Genomic DNA, 20049 nt, shown 5'->3' with positions numbered 1-20049 from the left:
AAGAATTTCTAAACAATGAATAACGACCATCTACAGCTTTTTGTACGCGTAGCCTCAACCCAGAACATCAGCCTAGCGGGCAGTGAATTGGGCTTATCGCCGCCAGTTGCCAGTATGCACCTGAATAAGCTGGAGGAATCTCTCGGGGTGAAGCTTATTCATCGAACGACACGTAAAGTGTCTCTAACTGAGGAAGGTCGTGAGTTCTTACCCCATGCAGAGGAAGTACTCAGCGCCGTAGACAGAGCCAAAGCATCGGTTGGCGCGGGCAGTTTTACCCCTCGTGGCACTATTCGCGTTACTGCGCCCTCTTCATTTGGACGCATGCATATAGTGCCTGCCTTGAAAGATTTCATTAACGAATACCCGCAGTTAAAAGTCGACCTAAGACAGAGTGATAACATTGTCGACATGGTAGAAGGCGGCTTTGATATTGCGATCCGAAATGCGGCACTCAATGACTCCAGTTTAGTGGCTCGAAAGTTAGCTTCAGACACCCGTATTATATGCGCTTCCCCTGACTATATAGCCAAATTTGGCGAACCTAAGACCCCTCAAGAACTTCAGCAACATAGTTGCATCAACCTGATTGGCATTGATCATTGGGATTTTGAAAGTAAAGAAGGCATTCAGAGAATTAAGCCTAATAGCGCGATTAGGATAGACAACGGGGAGTCTACTCGTGACGCCTGTGTCGACGGCGCAGGAATTACCATTTCCTCCATTTGGTGCTGTGATAAAGAGTTGCGAGAAGGCAAATTAGTGCAAATATTAACAGACTACCAGTTGATTAATAATTCAGCGATCTGGGCGGTTTATCCAAGCTCACGACTGATCGCCCCAAAAGTGCGAGCCTTTATTGATTTCTTTGTAACACGTTTTGGTGACAACCCTTATTGGGAAAGCAAATAACCCTTAATAAGGCCGATTGATTGTTCGTTCGGCCTTATTTTCATCTGGCTTGCCTCTGGTTTTAATGGCACTTAATGATCTGGATTCCTTCCCGCCCAGGCTTTATTTGCTGCCTCAATACTTTCGTTATTGCCAAGTTTCATTAAGTCTTCCAATTGCGCGTGATGCTTTTTATACAAGGAAAGGCGCAGTCAGTTCTTTTAAGGAAAACTCGTTAAAGCCCTCTTTTTGATAGCTAGCTCCATCGCCACCAGAACTGATCACCTGAAAAAACTTACCTTTTAGCGCGTAGCCTTTAGAGCCATAAGCCCAATCATGCTCTAACACGAGATAAAACTATTCTTTAACAATGGAAGGTGGGGAATCGTACTATTCACAAAGAATTTTTTTGATTTTTTTTATTATTGGTCGAATTGAACATAGTGTTTTAAGTTATTATTAATAATAGTTTTTCCTAGATGCGCCTATGATTACTCTTATGCCTAAACACACTCCTATGCTCACAAACAATAGAATACAAGCATTCATACATTTCTCTGCTGTTAGTACCTCAGCTCAAGAATCATTGATTGAGACCCATCTGATCTTGCCTAACACTGCGATTTGAGGACGTTATGAAAATTGCTGATTTACAAGTACTTATTAAGATTGCAGAACTGCAGTCTATTACCGCCGCTGCCAATCAGTTGGACATGAGCTCCGCCAGTGCCAGTATGGCGTTAAAGCGCATAGAGCAAGCACTAGGAACCCAGCTGTTTGTCCGTACTACGCGCAGCATCCGATTGACCCCGGAGGGGGAACGCTATTTGCCAATATGTCAGCAAGCATTAGAGCTATTGCAACAAGGGCAGATGGTGGTAAATGAAGAACAAAAAAGCATCAATGGCGAAGTCAAAATGGCGGTGTCATCGGAAATGGGCCGCAACCTAATGCGCGTCTTATTAAATCAAGTGATGGACGAGCATAAAGCCGTTACGCTACGTTTGCATGTCAGCGATAGCCGTGTGGATTTCTACCGAGATGGGGTTGATGTCGCATTGCGAGCGATGACCAAGAGTGCCGTGCAAGACTCGAACTTATACGGTTTTCAGATTTGTAATATTCCTCATTTTTTATGCGCTTCTCCTAGCTATATTGCCGAGCATGGAGCCCCTGAAACCCCGGAGCAACTGTCTCAACACAACGCTCTTTTGTATAAACTGTATGAAGTAATGCACGGCAGTTGGGAGCTTTATCAAGGCAACGACAAAGTTAAAGTCAAAGTTATGAGTAATCGAGTGGTCAATGATGGAGACATTGTTCGCCGCTGGTGTGTGGATGGTACTGGCATAGCAAAAAAATCTCTCATTGATGTTGCTGAAGACTTACTTGCGGGGCGACTGCAAAGAGTCATGACGAACTACCAAATACCAGTGACAGAAATGTGGTTAGTATTGCCAAGCCGACAGATGATTTCACCAGCCATACGGCTAATTCGTGATGCGCTTAAAGCCAAAATCCAATCCCTTAGAGAAAGGCTCATTGCTGCGCAGCTAGTGACGAAAGAAGAGTGGACAGACCTATAGTGACTGCGCTCATCATTAGCAGAATGAACAGAAGCCTAACAACAGAAGCGCTAATACTTCCCAGCTCTAAAGATGCCCTTTCTCTAAGCCATGTAAATAACTAGGGATTACTACGAGAATAAGCTTCAACGCCTTCGTTAGCCGCTTCAATCGCACCAGCAATATAGCCCGGGAATTGCCTTGACCATTCACTGCCAATGCCAGTCACGCGCTGCTGCCAAGGCCCTGTTTTGACAATCGCATCTGGCGTTGGCCCATGATCGCTGGGCGAACTCAGATCAAGCTCTGTTGCGGTCAATGGGTCTTGCGACCAATCTTTGAGGATGTCTGAGCTAGGCGTCGCCGCCTCTGTGCCAAAAAGTCGTGCCATTTGTGCTCTACAGTATGCTTTCATCTCATTTTCGCTGATAGTTTTTCTTTGCTGTGCAGGCACTCCTAAAAAGCCAAATAACGCCGCCTGTCCCTCAGGAATAGATGCATCATGGATTTCTACCATGGGACCAAGGGCACTTCTTGCACTGCCAGAAAGGCCTTTTTCGCGCCAAAATGGCGTATCGTACACGGCAATATATTTAGCGTGAGAGGCCATCCAAGTGGCTGTGCTTTGCCATTGCTTTACCAATAGCTCTGGTAACGCCGGAATAAATTGTATGGAAGCCATCAAAAGACGTGGCGGCAATGCAAAAAAGACATGATCGACCGTTAGCGAGTGTTCAGACTTCTGATCACGATAAACGACATCAATCTCACCCCCATTAATACGCAGCGATTGGACTTGTGACCCAAGCTTAATGGATTTACTCGTTAATTTAGAAGCCATGGCTCGAACAAGTGCGCCCATTCCGCCATGAAGACGCATGGAGGTTGGGGAATTCACATACCCTTGCATAATACTCGGGGCGGCCGTCGCCGAACGTTCAACCACCATGCTGCCTTGCTCGTATTGCGCAAAGCTTTGTACACCGAAAGTGGTCATGACTTCATTAAGCTGTAACTGAAAATCTGGCCAGAACCATGTTGGGCCTAAGTCAAAATGCGCGCTACCCGAAGTGGACTGATTAGAACTAGACTGATTAGAACTAGGCTCAATAGAATAGTCCATAATCCGCCCACCTAAATCGTCTCTTGCTTCTAGCAAAACATAGTCAGTGATGCCTTTTTGTTCTAATAAATACGCAGCGTAGAGCCCACTAACACCACCACCGATAATGGCAATTTTTTTGCGTGTCATACGGTGGCCTTGTGGTGTACGTTTTGAAATTCACCCTGCTTTAAATACACAGTAGCGCCAGATTCTCCCGCTAAAACAGACACATTATTTCCAAGTGGCAAGCGTAACCAACTGCCTTCGGCATACTCCACACCATCAAACAATAAGTCGCCTGATAACACTAATAATTCAGCAGGCGCAGCCATAGGAAGGGTTTGAAACAAGGCTTCAGAGGGCGTTAATTTTTGCAAACTTGTTGTCTCGTATTGATCTTCAAAGAGCGCACACACGGCTCGACCATTTTCTATGCCCCAAGATTCGGGGTCATAAGTATTGATTCGAACCGTACTTTGATCGGCTTTATTCATTTGCCATAGTTTGACAAAAATAGTCGCGCCTTGATGACTAAAAGGCGCGTGTTGAGTACCAATCGGATTTCTTAAGTACCAGCCTTGAGGGTAGTCTCCTGATTGATCGGAAAAGGTACCTGATAATACGAATATTTCTTCACCACCTGGATGGGCATGATTGGGAAACACGGACTCAGGGGCATAACGCACAACGCTGGTGGCTCGTGCCTTTTCTTCTCCTAACCTGTCTAACATCATTCTGTCGACGCCGAATTGAGTCGATGGCACCCAGTGGTAATCTTTCGCAGCTACGGTGGCTACCGCTGAGAAATCTGAATTGATTTGCATTGGTTTGTCCTGATCAATATGGGAAAGGCGATGATGAGATCGTTTGTCTCATTGCTCTTTAGGTTAGCGACATTTTTCACTGTTTTACTTTCTATCGCAAACTAGATAATCTAAATACCCACTAAAGAAAAAATTTATCGATATGAAGCACCCTATCCATCTCAATGCATTAAGAGCCTTTGAAGCGAGCGCCAGACACCAGAGTTTTTCGGCCGCGGCAGAAGAGCTTAATGTTACCCCCGCAGCAGTCGGACAGCTCGTTCGAACACTAGAAGAATGGCTGGATACGCCTCTATTCCACCGTATGAAAAGTGGTAAGGTGCGACTGATCCTAACCGAAGCCGCTGAAAAAGGGCTGCCTGACATACAGGCGGGATTTGACCGGCTCGCGTTCGGGCTGGAGCGATTAAAAGAAAGCACGGTAAGTGGCATCTTAACGGTCGCGGTGAGCCCAGCTTTTGCAGCCAAATGGCTGCTGCCCCGTTTGAACCGGTTTCAAGAGCGTTGCCCTGACACCGATGTTAGATTAGACACCAGTCTTAAACCTGTCGATTTCGCTGTTCAAGGGATCGATGTAGGCGTTCGCTATGGGCGCGGAGATTGGCCTGGACTGACCTCAGAAAAGCTGATGGAGGAAGAAGTCTATCCGGTCTGCTCTCCTGCTTTTTTACAGCAACACAATGGTTTTAATCACCCTAATGACTTGCTCCACGAAACCTTTATACACGACCTATCACTGGACACTTTTACCGGCTTCCCCACTTGGAGGGAATGGCTGCACCGAGCCGGAGTGACGCAAAAACCCACCGCACACAGCATTCAGATTAACAACTCAGCCGCCGTGTTACAGTCCACAATGGATGGTAGAGGCATCGCACTTGCTCGCAGCGTTATGGTGCGTGATGACCTTACGGCAGGACGCTTGATTCGACTCTTCCCCAACATACAATTCAACTCGCCATTGGCTTATTACGTCGTATACCGGCCAGAGCTAACGGAACTGAGTAAAATGAAAGCTTTTAAACACTGGCTCTTTAGTGAGATAGAAAAAAGTGGCGAGCTATAAAGTTTTTCTATTCTATGATGACAGAGGATTTGATTCATGATTTTTAATAACCATCGGTGCTATTTAGATCGTAACTGACACTTCTAAAATTTGACCTAAGACTTCTACCGTCATTTATACCCGCGTTTTATCCTTCATTTATACCCGCATTTCTTCTGACTGAATCGCTTCAGTAAGAGATTCGTTAATAGCAGACAGTAGAAACTCAATAAAAACACTGCAATCAGATTTAGAATCAGCTTCTCTAAGCACTTGATAGTATTCTTCTTGTCACGCTTTGATGACGGTTTCTACCGGTAAAAAGCCAGTAAAGGGTGCCAGCTCTTTAATACCAGTGTTTGCCAGAAACGGCCTGTGCGACCATTTCCATCACTACACGGATGAATAAATTCATAGTGAAATGCTGCGGAGGCGATAAGAGGATGTGCATCCGTTTTTTCAACCAATCCATTAGCTGAATCATAGCGTTTTGAGGCAAAACTCAGTTAGAGCAACCTGTCAACTCTGGCCCCAGCCTAGAATGAGAAGTCACAGATAGAGTCCTGCATAATCCATATTAGTGTATTCCCACAATACTCTTATTTTGGCTTAAAGTGCGCCAGTTTATACCTCGTACTCCGCCCTCCAGCGTCACTTTTTACCAAGCAACCTAGCGCAACTAAAGTTGCCAAATGGCGAGAAGCTGTTGGCTTACTCACTTTTGCTACTTTATGATATTGCGAAGTATTAATACCTTGGTCAAAATCCCCATCAAGCATTCGATTGAGCACTTTTACTTGTTCTAAAGACAATTGAGTTTGATCGACATTTAGCCAAAAGCTGGTTTTTAAAATTGTTGGGGCTATTCCTTCAAGCACATTCGTAAAGGTTTCACCTAAGGTATTTAAAAACCACATAAGCCAGGCGGTAATATCAAGATCACCTTTCTGTGATTGCTCTAATATTTCGTAATAGCGGTTACGATTCGCTAGTATCGCCACTGACATCGCATAAAAACGGACAGATTGACGCTCGGCCTGTACCAGCGCTAAATCAGTGAGTAACCTGGTGTTCCTACCATTGCCATCATCCAAAGGGTGAAGAGTCACAAACCAAAGGTGTGTTATCGCAGCTCTAAGCAAAGGGTCTAAAGCTGGGTCCTCACGAGAATCATTAAACCAGCGGATAAACACCTTTAGTTCGGTCTCAAGTACATCCCTGCTCGGCGCTTCAAAATGTACCCTTGGTTTGTCAATCCTACCTGACACGACCAGCATAGGCTCATCCCCGCGCAACTGTCCTCCCATCACAGGATTGAACAAGGTATAACCTTCAGGAAACAGTCTTTTATGCCAATTCAATATTCTTTCAAGTGTGAGTGGCGCGTCTAAATTCTCCACTGCGTCTAGCATCATTTCTGCTAGGCCATCTGTGCGTTCACTGGTTGGAAAGGACTTTTCTTCAGAAACACCAAGCTTATTAGCCAACGACGAACGAACAGAAAAAGCATTCAGTTTTTCACCCTCAATTGCACTCGAATGGATAATATTCGCCAATAGCGTGTCTAACATACTTTGCTTTTGGTCTTTAGGCTGGCCCGACATCTTGCCCAACAAGATTCCTTGACGAAAACGAATGTCACGTAACTTAGGTTCAATGACGTTTTTATCCCAAACAAAGTTAGGCCAATTCTCTTGCTCCCAGATCTACGTATTATCGCCTTTGATTTAAACAACCGCATATTCAAATCGAATCACTGATTGATGTGAATATAACACCTAATCACATCAATCAGTGATTCGAATAAGACAAACTTTCGCATCACTCAAAATCGAATAAGCAAAGTCAGATATAACACTTACCGCCGTTCTCAAGCGCATGGATCGTAAAGACTTAACTCAACATAAAATGCGCTCCAAGATCCAAAGAGGGCTTATTCTTAAAATGAAAGAAACGATGAATTTTTTCGCTTTTACATTCCGAAATTCATCAAGAAACCAGTTGATATATCCCCTATAAATCGTCATCATTTACTCGCTCACCTACCATTGCGTAGAAAGAGGTGACCGTATCGTCCGGTCCACAATAGGCGACCATTCCTTTCTTTTAGAACCATTCACAATTATCTATCAATGCATCAGAAGCGCTTAATTTCTGCACGATGACGAACTCGACAAAGCTGGCGTAAGTCGCGACCTCATTGGCATTTCAGTCGGTATTGAAAACATCATCCCAGATCCAATGATAAATAGATCTGTCAGATTCATGTTAAAGAAAATTATCGCTTGACTAGTTACCGTCGCCAAATTTAATATTACTAGCAATACGGCCCCTGCCTCTTGTCTCTTTGAGATTACGCGGGGGGGTTTTTATTGCTTGCTTTCCTCCCCATCAGACCACCAAGCACTCCACCCCTCAACAACACCTATGTCGGCAATGGTTCGCTTATTGTCTGACTGTATTATTGGAAAATCATCTAAAAGAAAGGCCAATCGATGATGCCACTGAGTATTTGGACAAATTTCTCGTACAATATGACGCAATATAGCAAACAGAAGAAAAGGCTTGGCAATTAAGTCTGATTTACCGATAAAGCCATCACACCACCTTATCTCACCCACTTCGGGTAACTTTGGTTGATCAACGATATTACGATTCCATAAACGACTGTGATGTGCCGCTATATTACGTAAATGGTTTAATGAACGCAGCCAGCTGGCAAATACCATACTTCTACGGCCACCCAAATAGGTAAATTTTCGCCATGCGTACTGAGGTAATGTTTTACAAACTCTTCTTTCTTTTTTGAGCGATTAACCAACCCCAAATATTTTTGTTGCCACCCTTCAAATGCAGGCACACCTCTGAATTTTTTGTTTGAAAACCCTGGGTGAAATTGGCTTCGATCTAGATAAGCAAATGTGTTTCGCTTTCCCAATAGGTAAGCAAATGTGTTTCGCTTTCCCAATAGGTAAGCAATATCAACACGCAATGCCACCTCCACTCTTTCTAAGGCATCCAATACCAGCAAGCGCAGTTTCTTATCAAATAAATACAGTTCAACCGCATCAGAAAAGTGCGTATTCAAATGAAACTGATCGCTGACATTAGTCTGCAAGGCTTGGGTTTTCGGGTCCTGATAAATGGAGAAGCGTCGAAAAGGATACCAATAGCCACTGAGTCGATAATAGCCAACACGCTCTAAATAGTTTATAGCGGCTTCGTCATCAGTGACAGACATACCCCGCATTTTGAGCAAGGCGAGCTGCTCATTAAGCGACTTCCATGGGCGATCATAGGCCATAATTTACCATCCTTGGTTATGTTGTTTACAACGCCTCTTTGACTAACGCATCCGCTAGGTGCTGCTGCGTGGTTTGAGCGTCGGTTAAGCGGGCTTTTAAACTGTCGCAGAGCGCCATTAATTCATCGATTTTCGACACGATGCGATGTTGTTCTTCAAGCGGAGGAAGAGGCGTTTTAATTGAATTTACTTGACCTTGATTTATTGACGCCTGCCCAATTGCCTCTTTAGCAAATGCTGAAATAGATTCCTGCGCTATTCCTGTCATCATAAATAAATTCAAGTATTCAGAAGATAAAAATCTTTTAAACGGTTTAGCTCGCATATTCATACTTTCATATACTAATGGCTCCTCTGTTTTAGGGATTATCGCTGTCTTACCTACAAGCTCCTTACTATTCACTCTATTAATCAAAAGGTCACCAGCTTCTAGTGTAAATTGCTCTAATTCTTTGGATACTACCTCAACTCTCTTCGCCGCGTTAAAATCTATACATCCATTTTGGATGTTATACATTCTCAAAGAAATCACACCAGCATCTGTATAAAATTTCGCAGGTTTATACAAACCATTTGAAAAAGACTTAAATAAAATGCCAAACCTTACCCACTCCCACCCTTCTGGCAGTTCAAACGGTTTTTCGTCTTCGGTGATTTCTAGCAGTGGTTTCTGTTTTTTGATTTTCTTATCTTTGATCAGTTGGGCTTTTTCAGCGGCGATGCGCTCGAGCAGTTTGCTGGCGAGCTCGTCGTTCGGGTCTTGAGGTACAAGCTTGCCCATAACCGCCAGTTGTAGGATGGTTTGTTTCAGTGCGTCTATGCTCGCAGTGGTGGTAAATAAGGTATCGAAATGCTCACTGATGCGTTGCCAGTTATCTTGGAAGTCACCACCAGTAGAAGAGCTGTCGCCTGTTGGTAACAACAAAGCATCCAGCAAGGTGGTGACTAAGGTTTGGTGAGCGCTGATGCTGCTTTCGGTTTGTGCTTCTAAGGCGTCACACAAGCTCATTAACTCATCGACTTTCGCCACGATTCGGTGTTGTTCTTGGAGTGGAGCAAGTGCCAACAAAGCCATTCGAGCTTTATCGGTTCCCATGCGAGGTAGATTCATGCCGTGAGTAGATTCATTTGCATATACTATAAAATAAGGTGATTTCATGATTAAGCGCAAATACTCCGCTATAAGATCACCATAACTCTTGATAGGAATCATCTCAGTTGTACAAACGCCAGCTTCGTCAGCAATCAAAACTTTGTCTAAATATGGACGAAGTTTTCCATAAATCACATCACCTTCATTAAAACGATTTTTTGAACTTTTAAATTCTCGATCTTTATAACGAATTTTTTTAAGTAATTTGGAGGTGGCTTTTTCGACATCCTCCAACTCTAAAACCCAAGTTTCTGAAGTTACATCTGAAGACTCTGCTTTATCACAAACACCATAATCTGTAGATTCTCCTAAACGGCACCATTCCCAACCATTCGGCAGTTCAAACGGTTTTTCGTCTTCTCTGATTTCAGGCAGTGGTTTCTGTTTTTTGATTTTCTTGTCTTTGATCAGCTGGGCTTTTTCAGTGGCTATGCGATCCAGTAATATAAAAGCTGGTTCATCGTTTGGGTCTTGTGGAACGAGTTTGCCGCGTACGGCGAGTTCTAAAATGAGCTCGCGCAGTTTCTTGATGCCATGCAGGGAATATTTCTTGGAGCTGCCACGACCTGCGGTAGACTTTTGCTCTATGGCGGCGGTCCAGATGTCTAGGTTATCGGTAATTAATTGCTTTGGGCTGGGGTTCAAAGGCATGATTATTTACCCTCTTCACTAGAAGACAGCGCCGCAGATAAAATACCTTTTAACTGATCACGCAAAGCTTGAATCTCGGCTTGTTGCTGATTGTATTCGGCTAATAGTTCTTCTGGATCGTGGTTGATCACGTCGTCAACGTGCGGGTTTTTAATGTCTAGATTGAAGTTACGGGCAATAATGTCGTCGATGGAGACTTTCCACGCTTGCTCGGTTTCCACTCGCGTGGCAAAACCGTCTTCTTCTTTTCCCCACCAATTCAGTTCGGTTGCAAACTCTTCAAATTTCATTGGTTTGGTTTTGTTGTAGTTTTTTACCCCTGCTGGGTAGGGGTGCTCGTAAAACCACACTTCTTGCGTTGGCTGACCTTTAGTGAAAAACAGAATATTGGTTTTAATGCCTGTGTACGGGTTAAACACGCCATTGGGCAAACGCACTATGGTGTGCAGGTTACATTCTTCGGTGAGCATTTTTTTGATTTTGGTTTTGACGCCTTCACCAAACAAGGTGCCATCTGGCAAAACCACAGCGGCGCGGCCTGTTTTGCTGAGCACTTCAATGATCAGCTGTAAAAACAAGTCGGCGGTTTCGCGAGTTTGCATTTCACTAGGGAAGTTTTTCTCGATGCCGTCTTCTTCCGTACCACCAAATGGAGGGTTGGTGATAATCACGTCTACCTGCTCATCCCAGCTAGAAAGCGGCTTATTAAGAGTATTGCCGTGTTTGATTTGCACGGGCACTTCGATACCGTGGAGCATCATATTGGTGGTACAGAGTAAATGTGGCAGCTGTTTCTTTTCTACACCGTAAATTTGCTTTTGTAGAGTTTGGTGATCCCCAGACGATTTCACATAATGCGTTTTTACATGGTCAAAGGCACAGGTCAAAAAGCCACCTGTACCACAAGCAGGGTCCATGATAGATTCACCCAGTTTTGGGTCTGTCACCGCGACAATGAACTTGGTAATGGCACGAGGCGTGTAGAACTCCCCTGCGTTACCGGCACTTTGTAAGTCTTTTAAGATTTGCTCATACAGGTCGCCAAATAAATGACGCTCTTGGGAATTGGTAAAGTCGATCTCGTTTAACTTGTTGATCACTTGGCGCAACAGAGTGCCGTTTTTCATGTAGTTAAAAGCATCGCTAAAGGCTTCTTTTACCACGAAACCGCGCGGGTTTTTATCAATCGGGGCAATGAGGTTTTTGAGCCCTGGAAATAAGTCATCATTGATAAACTCTAGTAACTCATCCCCTGTCATGCCTTGATTATCAGCGGCCCATTCGCGCCATAAAAACGCCTTGGGGATTGGCTCGCGGTAATCGTCTTGTTCCAGCTCTAGCTCTTCTTCTTGGGCATCAAATACTTTTAGAAACAATAACCATGACATTTGGCCAAGGCGCTGAGCGTCGCCATCTACACCGGCGTCTTTGCGCATAATATCTTGGATGGATTTGATTGCAGAACTGATAGACATAATTTTTCTCTGATTATTTACTACTAATAACGCTTTAGTTCACGTTTTTAATGAAGAGTGTTTGCCGTTGTAATGGCGACTGGAGCTAAGCCCAGCCGCTTGTGGTTAGGCTGTTTTAGGCGTATCCGGCTGGTATATTTCAAACTCCAGTTCCTTGATGGCCGCGTCGTATTGCGGTTTGCCACCAAAGCCTTTTTTAACAATTTCCGCAGGACGGCCGTATTGGTCAAATGGCGTGACCTTGAGCACATTGATGCTTTCGATTTCTTGTACGCCTACATCGGCGTATTTATCCAATAATTGATTCAACACTTGTTGAGCGGTTTCGCCATATTTGGTGAAGTAATTGCGTTTCTTCACATTGTCGGCACGCTCGCGACGCGTTAGCGGGGGCGTATCATAAACCACATGGCAAATGAGATCGAATGGATCTAGCCCTTTTCCTACTTCTTCCTCTAGGGCTTCCCAAATAATCCCCTGCTCTGCCAGCTCATCGATGATCGCTTGTTTGCGGTCTGTGCCTTGCCATTTCTGGGTAAATTCGTCTAACGAGCTAAACAAGCCCGCCATGGTTTTGCGGGTGTAATCTTTAAAGGATTCGGTGACCAATTTGCCATCGCTATCGTAATACTGAACGCGCTCAGCCAAGGCTTTGACGCTCACACCTTTTACATGAAATTTGCGGACTTTTTGCTCGTCGTTCCAGTCATCACTGCCCTCTGTGTTATCGACATATTCATTGCCACTTGTGCCATTATCGAACTCATAGGTTTTTTCGGGTTCTTGGATGGTCGCTGGGTCAATGTCTTCATCTTCGAATGCCTTGCTGGCGTCTAGCTCACCTTCTCCTTCGATAATGTCGTCTAAGCCTTCGTCGCTCTCAAAGTCTTTTGGTGTGGTTTCTTTCACTTGCTCTGGCTCACCATCAAAGCGCTCGTCGGCAAACAGCTCGGTGGCTTTTTTAAAGTCCATTATGGTGAACCACAGCTTGCCGTATTTATCGTCTATGCGGGTGCCACGACCAATTACCTGCTTAAACTTGGTCATCGATTGAATGCCTTGATCCAACACTACCAGCTTACAGGTTTTCGCATCCACACCTGTGGTCATCAGCTCCGAGGTGGTGGCAATGACAGGGTAGGCTCGTTTCGGGTTAATAAAGTTGTCTAGCTGGCCTTTGCCGAGATCATCATCGCCGGTGATCTTCATGACGTATTTGTCATTTTTCGCCATTTGCTCTGGATTAAGGTTCGCTATAGCACGACGCATGCGCTCGGCATGGTCGATGTCGTTACAGAAAACAATGGTTTTCGACATTGGACCGATGCGCTTTAAATAGTTGGTTACCGTTTGCGCGACCAGTTGAGTGCGTTCATCAATGACAATGGTTCGGTCAAAATCTTTTTGGTTATAGATGCGATCTTCTATTAATTCGCCGTTTTTATCGATTTGATCTTTAGTTGGACGCCAACCTTGCACATCGATGTCTATATCGACTCGGACAACTTTGTAAGGCGCTAAGAAACCATCTTCGATGCCCTGCTTTAACGAATAACTGTAAATAGGGTCGCCAAAGTATTCGATGTTCGATACATCTTCGGTTTCTTTTGGGGTGGCGGTTAACCCCACTTGGGTCGCACTATGGAAGTAATCTAATATCTCGCGCCACGCACTTTCTTCTGATGCACTGCCACGATGGCACTCGTCGATGACGATTAAATCAAAGAAATCAGGATCGACCTGTTTGTAGGCTTTTTGCTCTTCTTCTGGACCGGTTAAGGCTTGATATAAGGCCAGATGAATTTCAAACGCTGGATCTACCGTACGACCAGTGATTTTCGTCATGGCGGTGCCAAAGGGCTGAAAATCATTGATACGAGTTTGGTCTACTAATATATTACGATCGGCTAAAAACAAGATGCGTTTCTTCGCGCGGGCTTTCCATAAGCGCCAAATAATCTGAAAGGCGGTGTAGGTTTTGCCAGTGCCGGTGGCCATTACTAATAGAATTCGATCTTGACCTGCCGCTACCGCTTCTACCGTTTTATTAATCGCTTGAAGTTGGTAATACCGTGGCGCCTTGCCAGTACCATCGTCATGGTAACTTTGCGTAATAACGGGCAATTGCTCGGTTTTGTAGCCTTTCCATACACAGAACTTATGCCATAATGTTTCTGGCGAGGGGAAATCTTCAAGGCGAATTTCGGTTTCTAAGGCGGTTAAATTGGTTTTATCATGAAAGATAAAACCATCACCATTGGAAGCAAATACGAAAGGCACATCCAACAAATTGGCATAATCTAAAGCTTGTTGCATGCCTTTGCCAATTTCATGTTTATTGGCTTTGGCTTCAATAACAGCAAGCGGCATACTGGGTTTATGGTAAAGCACTATGTCTGCCGACTTCACTTTTCGGCGAGCGGCCATTTGCCCACGCACAATCACCTTACCATCACGCAACTTTACCTCTTGGCGAATTTGCGTCATATCATCCCAACCAACGCTTTTTACCGCCGGTAGAATGAACTTCGTAATGATGTCCGTTTCGGTTAACCTTGCCTTATTAATCTCAGAAGCCATGCTGTATATCCGTTACAAATCGGTTTAGGTACTCAATAATCAAAAAGCGTTACTAGAATAATTTTATCTGTGAGTTAGGCGCTAATAATGGGCAATCTAGCTACCAGCGTCTTTTTCAAAGTAAATCCTTATCCAATTTGTACCTAAATTAATGAGTTAAATGTCACCTCTGACATTACAGTCCGTAACATAGCACTTTTTTTATGAGCGAATAAAGGATAAACCCTGACAATAACCAGACAAACGCAACCAAAGAAAGCCTTATGGCATATACGAGCACTTCTAAAGCCCTTTTCTCTGCACTGGCTATTTCCTATGACGCAGGGGCTCTAATTCTTTGCTGTTAGGTTCAAAGTGATAAGCAAGGGAAGATGCATGTGGTTGGGACTAATTGATCGACTTAGTAGAGTGCGGAAAAATATTTTAGTCAAACGCAAAAAAGCCCTTAGTAAATGAATACTAAGGGCTTTTTTTATTTGATTCTGAATGAATTCAGTACCAAGAAATAATGGCGGTGAGCAAGAGATTCGAACTCTTGATGCCTTTCGACATACACGCTTTCCAGGCGTGCTCCTTCGGCCACTCGGACAGCTCACCAATACCGGCCAATCACGCTCTGCGTAATTTGTGGGCGTATAATAATTATGAAGTCATTGAATTGCAACCAATTTTTAAATAAAGAATCTCGTTATTAGCAGCTAATCCATTCAATTCGTTCTTTAATACCTGTGTCTTCTGGTACTGTTGGTTTTGCCGTTGGTGTACCGACATAAATTAAGCCAACAATTTGGTCCTCTGCATCAAGCTCTAATAGTTCTTTCGTTTTGGATGTAAAACAAGCCGAACCACTGCGCCATATTGTTCCGTACCCAAGTGCATTTAAGCCAAGCATCGCTTGTTGAGCGGCGGCGGCTGTTGCCATAATCTGTTCAATATCCGGTACGGCCGAATGCTCTTGTATATGGGCGTATACCAATAAAATGGTCGGCGCTCGAAATGCTTTTTTAACAAACGAAGCCTCTTTTGAAGGATCGAGATCATCTAATTCACTTAATGCCTGCTGCCAATAAATCTGCCCTATTCTATTGCGTCCTTCCCCTTCATAAACTCGGAAGCGCCACGGCTTTAGGTTACGATGATCTGCTGCTCGGCTGGCTGCATCTAACACTTCCAACCATTCTTCTTTACTTGGACCTGGGGATGCTAGTGCTGGTTGTGAGACTCGATTCCGCATAAATTTTATAAAGTCATTACTCATAAAGCGCTATTTTCCTTTCGACATACGTAAAGATTAGATTGGAGATACCAGTAATGATAATTAATATCATATAAGGTTTTTTGTGGTCTAGTTTTTTATAGTAAATACAAAGAAAAAATGAAGACTTAGGTTCAGGTGTTAATTGCGGTACCTGAATAATTTGGAAGAGAAAGCAGGATGATTTGAGCAACCATCCTGCTAATATTAACTGATTTGAAAGTCCAGCATACGCTGTAAGGGAATTAGAGCGCTAACTCTTGTTTCTTCGTCTACAAATATTTCGCCAGTACCATCTCTCAGGGCGTTACGAAGTAGCTCTAACGAATTCAGCGCCATCCAAGGGCAATGAGCACAACTTCTACAAGTCGCACCAGATCCACCAGTAGGCGCCTCTACGAAACGCTTGCTAGGAGAAGCCTGCTTCATTTTATAAAAAATACCTCTATCTGTTGCCACTATGAAGGTATCGTTGCTCATTTCTTTAGATGCTTTGAGCAGTTGAGAGGTAGAACCAACAACATCAGCGACGTCAACAACAGATTCAGGCGATTCAGGATGCACCAAAACAGCGGCATTCGGATAAACCGTTTTTAGGTCAAGAATACCTTTTGCTTTAAACTCTTCATGAACGATACAAGCACCATCCCAAAGAATCATATCAGCACCAGTCTCACGCTGAATATAACCACCAAGATGTTGATCTGGTGCCCAAATAATTTTTTCACCCCTATCAGAAAGATAAGTAACGACATCCAGAGCAATGCTCGAGGTGACAACCCAATCTGCCCGCGCCTTTACCGCCGCTGAAGTATTCGCATAAACAACAACAGTACGATCTGGATATTGGTCACAAAATGCAGAAAATTCATCAGCAGGACAACCAATGTCTAACGAACAGGTTGCTTCTAACGTTGGCATTAAAATGGTTTTTTCTGGGCTTAATATTTTAGAGGTTTCGCCCATGAATTTAACGCCAGCAACCACGAGAGTTGTTGCATCATGGTTGGCACCAAATCGAGCCATTTCGAGAGAGTCGGCAATGACACCGCCGGTTTCTTCAGCCAATTCTTGAATAGCATCATCGGTGTAGTAATGAGCAACTAGAACGGCATTTTTTTGCTTAAGTAGTGACTTGATCTCTTCGCGAAGCGAGTCATTATCTAAGGGGGGATTTTCTAGGGATTTTTCAGCTGCGGATAAGTGTTTTTGAACCGTCGCACGCAATGCCACTTTATCAAAAATCTCAGACATATCGCTACCTCTTTAGGTACTTGAAGCGAGGTGATATTTGGTGGGTCGTACTGGATTCGAACCAGTGACCAATTGATTAAAAGTCAACTGCTCTACCAACTGAGCTAACGACCCAAAAATCACAGAAAGATAAAAAAAGTTGGTGGGTCGTACTGGATTCGAACCAGTGACCAATTGATTAAAAGTCAACTGCTCTACCAACTGAGCTAACGACCCAACGGGTTGCGTATAGTACAGAGCCCGCTGAGAATTACAAGTTATTTAACATTACTTAGATAACTTGTTGCCAACTTTGCAGTTTTGCTATTAGGAAAACGACTAATGACATCCCGTAAATAAGACTTAGATGCGTCAGTATTACCTAACTGATCATTGACAATTCCTAGTTTATATAACGCATCAGGCTCTTTGTTATGACCAGGGAATTTCTTAATGACAGTATTGAATTCTTGCAACGCTTCTTTAGGTTTACCCAGAACGAGTTTTAACTCGCCAAGCCAATAGTAGCCATTACCAGTAAGTTTGTTATTAGGGTAATCCTTAACAAACTCTGTAAAAGCGACCTCAGCTGTTTCAAATTGCTTCTTGCGAATCAAGGCATAAGCATCATTGTAAGCACTTTTGGCTTCTGGTGATGCTGGTGCGAGGGCTATGGGAGCAGTTTGAACTGAAGTATCCGATGAATCGCCATTTACACCTAGCGCAATTGGCGCTTCGGTAGAGGCTGGAGCAACATCTGAACTTACTTGGGAAGTATTATCATTTTGTTTTGCTGCCGAAGCTGACATTAAAAGAGAGATACGTTTGTCTAAATCAATATAACGATCACGCTGCTGCGCTTTCATTTGAGACAACTCATGCCCTTGCTCTTCTAATTGACCTCTAAGGTTTCTCACATCGGATTGCAATGTATCCAATTGCGAGAGTAATTCTGCTGCCGCATTCGATGACAAAGCACCGGTCTGCTGATTGGCAGCCATTGCTAGTGGTGCTGTAAAAAACAGCACCACTGCAAAGGAGCGAGAAATAAGCTTATTCACGATCATTTTTCGTAACGAACTTCTACTCGACGATTTAATTGCCAAGAAGCAGCATCATGACCGAAGGCAACTGGAACTTCTTCGCCAAAACTAACTGTTTCGATTTGAGAAGCCGCAACGCCTTGAATAGTCAAGTAACGAGCAACTGCTTTAGCACGACGCTCACCTAGTGCCATGTTGTATTCACGAGTACCACGTTCATCAGTGTGACCTTCAAGAACAACATGTGCTTCTGGGTTAGCGATAAGGTATTGAGCGTGTTTAGCTAGCGCTTCGCGAGCAGCTGGACGAACAACAGACTTATCAAAGTCGAAGTAGAAAACAGTTTGAACGCCGTCAAGCATACTCATGCTGTTTTTGTCATTCGCTTTAGCTTGACCATCATCAACAATAACACTGCTTACAGCGTTATCTTGATTAGCACCATAAGATTGATCTGATGTGCCATTTGCATCTGTAGCTTGTTCAGTGGTTGCTGCATTTTCTGCTGTCGTAGCAGAATCAGTATCCGTTGACGTTGTGCTACAGCCGGCAATCCAAGCAGCAGATAGACCAATTACAGCAATCTTACCTAGTTTATTTACACTCATTATTCACTCCTTAATAACTTTATTTGAAGTACGGAGACCAGGCTGGTTCACGTACATCTCCATCAGTTGACGGCAACTTATATTTCACAAGCCCATCAACAGATACCACTGCCAGAATACCCTTACCATTTTCGGTAGTAGCATACATAACCATGCTGCCATTTGGCGCAATAGTCGGCGATTCATCTAAATAGGTACGAGTCAGTATTTTTACTCGACCTGTTTTCATATCTTGCAAAGCAATGTGGTAATTACCATCATCTTTTTGCACGGTAACAAGATAACGACCATCAGGCGTCATCTCACCTTTTGTATTTGAGTCACCTTCAAAAGTAACACGCTCGACGCGCTTTGTCTTAACGTCTAAGCGATATATTTGTGGGTTCCCGCCTCGGTCTGAGGTAAAGATAATACCTTTCCCATCTGGCTCCCAACTTGGTTCAGTATCGATAGCATAATGATTTGTCATGCGATCAAGCTTTTGAGTTGCTATATCTAACGTATATATCTCAGGATTACCATCTTTAGAAAGTACTAGCGCTAACTTCTTACCATCTGGTGACCAAGCAGGCGCACCATTCAAGCCTCTAAAGTGAGCGATTTGCTGTCTTTTACCCGTCGCTAATTCTTGTATAAAAATATTTGGTCTACGGTTTCTAAACATCACATAAGCAATGTTTTTACCATTACTACTCCACGCAGGAGATAGGATAGGCTCCTTCGACTCTACAATGACTTGAGGTCGATGACCGTCTGCGTCAGCAACTTGCAATTTAAATGTTGGAGCACGCTTATCGCCTTCTGCCGTAACATAAAGAATGCGCGTGCTAAAAGCACCAGGAATTCCTGTTAATAATTTATAAACCTTATCGCTGATGTAATGCGCCGCGTCTCTAAAGTTTGAGCCACTAACATCAATGGACGCATGTTTTTCTACTGGCTTTTGGGTCAATACGTTTAATAATTCAAACCCGATGCGGTAACGATTTGTGGCGATTTTTTTAACCGAACCAATAACCACATAGTCACTTTTGAGTAAGCGCCAGTCCCGATAAAAAACGTCCGCTTCTTTTGAAGGCTGACTCAACATGCTGGATCGTGGAATCGCATGAAACAGGCCACTTCGCACTAGATCATCTTGAACAATTTGTGCGATGTCTTCAGGTAACGGCGCAGTGCCATCGTAACCAAACGGTACAACAGCAATCGGCAATAACTGATCAGCACCACTGGTTACTTCAATAACAAGCTGAGCTCTCGCCGTACTAATAAACACCATACAGGTGAAAAATACTAAGAACCATTTACGTAACATCA

At 43.8% G+C, this 20049-nt stretch carries 16 protein-coding genes, 3 tRNA genes and 1 pseudogene; 3 read left to right on the top strand and 17 right to left on the bottom strand.

Features of this window, described 5'->3' with window-relative positions:
* Positions 1–15: 15 nt before the first annotated feature.
* On the top strand, positions 16–912 hold the full coding sequence (locus V6259_RS08320) for a LysR family transcriptional regulator (RefSeq protein ID WP_341584162.1): 897 nt from the start codon (positions 16–18) through the stop codon (positions 910–912).
* Positions 913–1083: 171 nt separating this feature from the next.
* On the opposite strand, the gene V6259_RS08315 is transcribed toward V6259_RS08320, so the two are convergent.
* Positions 1084–1239: a hypothetical protein gene (locus V6259_RS08315; protein WP_341584161.1), complete on the bottom strand. Its 156-nt coding sequence runs from the start codon at positions 1237–1239 to the stop codon at positions 1084–1086.
* A gap of 287 nt (positions 1240–1526) precedes the next feature.
* Between V6259_RS08315 and V6259_RS08310 the strand changes: the two genes are divergently transcribed.
* A complete protein-coding gene (locus tag V6259_RS08310) occupies positions 1527–2477 on the top strand; it encodes a LysR family transcriptional regulator (protein ID WP_341584160.1) in 951 nt (316 codons plus the stop codon).
* Between the two features lie 100 nt (positions 2478–2577).
* On the opposite strand, the gene V6259_RS08305 is transcribed toward V6259_RS08310, so the two are convergent.
* A complete protein-coding gene (locus tag V6259_RS08305; protein WP_341584159.1) occupies positions 2578–3708 on the bottom strand; it encodes a flavin monoamine oxidase family protein in 1131 nt (376 codons plus the stop codon).
* Positions 3705–4385: a cupin domain-containing protein gene (locus V6259_RS08300; RefSeq protein ID WP_341584158.1), complete on the bottom strand. Its 681-nt coding sequence runs from the start codon at positions 4383–4385 to the stop codon at positions 3705–3707. The genes V6259_RS08305 and V6259_RS08300 overlap by 4 nt, the downstream gene beginning before the upstream one ends.
* A 142-nt stretch (positions 4386–4527) precedes the next feature.
* On the opposite strand from V6259_RS08300, the gene gcvA reads away from it, so the two are divergent.
* Positions 4528–5451 carry a transcriptional regulator GcvA gene (gene gcvA, locus V6259_RS08295; RefSeq protein WP_341584157.1) on the top strand — a complete coding sequence of 308 codons (924 nt, stop codon included), beginning with the start codon at positions 4528–4530 and terminating at the stop codon, positions 5449–5451.
* Positions 5452–5741: 290 nt separating this feature from the next.
* Here the strand turns inward: gcvA and V6259_RS08290 are convergent, their stop codons facing one another.
* The 14 genes and pseudogenes from V6259_RS08290 to tolB form a co-directional block, all read right to left on the bottom strand.
* Positions 5742–5897 carry a Fic family protein gene (locus V6259_RS08290; RefSeq protein ID WP_341584156.1) on the bottom strand — a complete coding sequence of 52 codons (156 nt, stop codon included), beginning with the start codon at positions 5895–5897 and terminating at the stop codon, positions 5742–5744.
* 132 nt (positions 5898–6029) lie between these two features.
* Complete coding sequence (locus V6259_RS08285) at positions 6030–7136, bottom strand: Fic family protein (RefSeq protein WP_341584245.1); 1107 nt, start codon at positions 7134–7136, stop codon at positions 6030–6032.
* A 663-nt stretch (positions 7137–7799) separates the two neighbouring features.
* Positions 7800–8671, bottom strand: a pseudogene (locus V6259_RS08280) (Abi family protein).
* A gap of 88 nt (positions 8672–8759) precedes the next feature.
* On the bottom strand, positions 8760–10538 hold the full coding sequence (locus V6259_RS08275) for a restriction endonuclease subunit S (protein ID WP_341584155.1): 1779 nt from the start codon (positions 10536–10538) through the stop codon (positions 8760–8762).
* Positions 10539–10540: 2 nt separating this feature from the next.
* Positions 10541–12013 carry an N-6 DNA methylase gene (locus V6259_RS08270; protein ID WP_341584154.1) on the bottom strand — a complete coding sequence of 491 codons (1473 nt, stop codon included), beginning with the start codon at positions 12011–12013 and terminating at the stop codon, positions 10541–10543.
* Between the two features lie 105 nt (positions 12014–12118).
* Positions 12119–14593, bottom strand: a complete 2475-nt coding sequence (hsdR, locus tag V6259_RS08265; RefSeq protein ID WP_341584153.1) for an EcoAI/FtnUII family type I restriction enzme subunit R — start codon at positions 14591–14593, stop codon at positions 12119–12121.
* 509 nt (positions 14594–15102) lie between these two features.
* Positions 15103–15190, bottom strand: a tRNA-Ser gene (locus tag V6259_RS08260).
* A 94-nt stretch (positions 15191–15284) separates the two neighbouring features.
* Positions 15285–15851: a nitroreductase family protein gene (locus tag V6259_RS08255; protein ID WP_341584152.1), complete on the bottom strand. Its 567-nt coding sequence runs from the start codon at positions 15849–15851 to the stop codon at positions 15285–15287.
* A gap of 204 nt (positions 15852–16055) precedes the next feature.
* Complete coding sequence (nadA, locus tag V6259_RS08250) at positions 16056–17102, bottom strand: quinolinate synthase NadA (RefSeq protein WP_341584151.1); 1047 nt, start codon at positions 17100–17102, stop codon at positions 16056–16058.
* 38 nt (positions 17103–17140) lie between these two features.
* A tRNA-Lys gene (locus tag V6259_RS08245) sits at positions 17141–17216 on the bottom strand.
* A gap of 26 nt (positions 17217–17242) precedes the next feature.
* Positions 17243–17318 (bottom strand) — tRNA-Lys (locus V6259_RS08240).
* Between the two features lie 41 nt (positions 17319–17359).
* Complete coding sequence (ybgF, locus tag V6259_RS08235; protein ID WP_240537089.1) at positions 17360–18142, bottom strand: tol-pal system protein YbgF; 783 nt, start codon at positions 18140–18142, stop codon at positions 17360–17362.
* 2 nt (positions 18143–18144) lie between these two features.
* The gene (gene pal / locus V6259_RS08230; RefSeq protein ID WP_341584150.1) at positions 18145–18732 is read right to left on the bottom strand and encodes a peptidoglycan-associated lipoprotein Pal; all 588 of its coding nucleotides are present in this window, start codon (positions 18730–18732) and stop codon (positions 18145–18147) included.
* Between the two features lie 19 nt (positions 18733–18751).
* Positions 18752–20047, bottom strand: coding sequence for a Tol-Pal system beta propeller repeat protein TolB (gene tolB / locus V6259_RS08225; protein WP_133012516.1), 1296 nt, complete (start codon positions 20045–20047; stop codon positions 18752–18754).
* Positions 20048–20049: the final 2 nt, after the last annotated feature.

Origin of the sequence: Marinomonas sp. TI.3.20 (genome assembly GCF_038155025.1) — a bacterium.
GTDB lineage: Bacteria > Pseudomonadota > Gammaproteobacteria > Pseudomonadales > Marinomonadaceae > Marinomonas > Marinomonas flavescens.
Note: the sequence above shows the minus strand (reverse complement) of the source record. Positions and strands in the feature narration are given on the sequence as shown.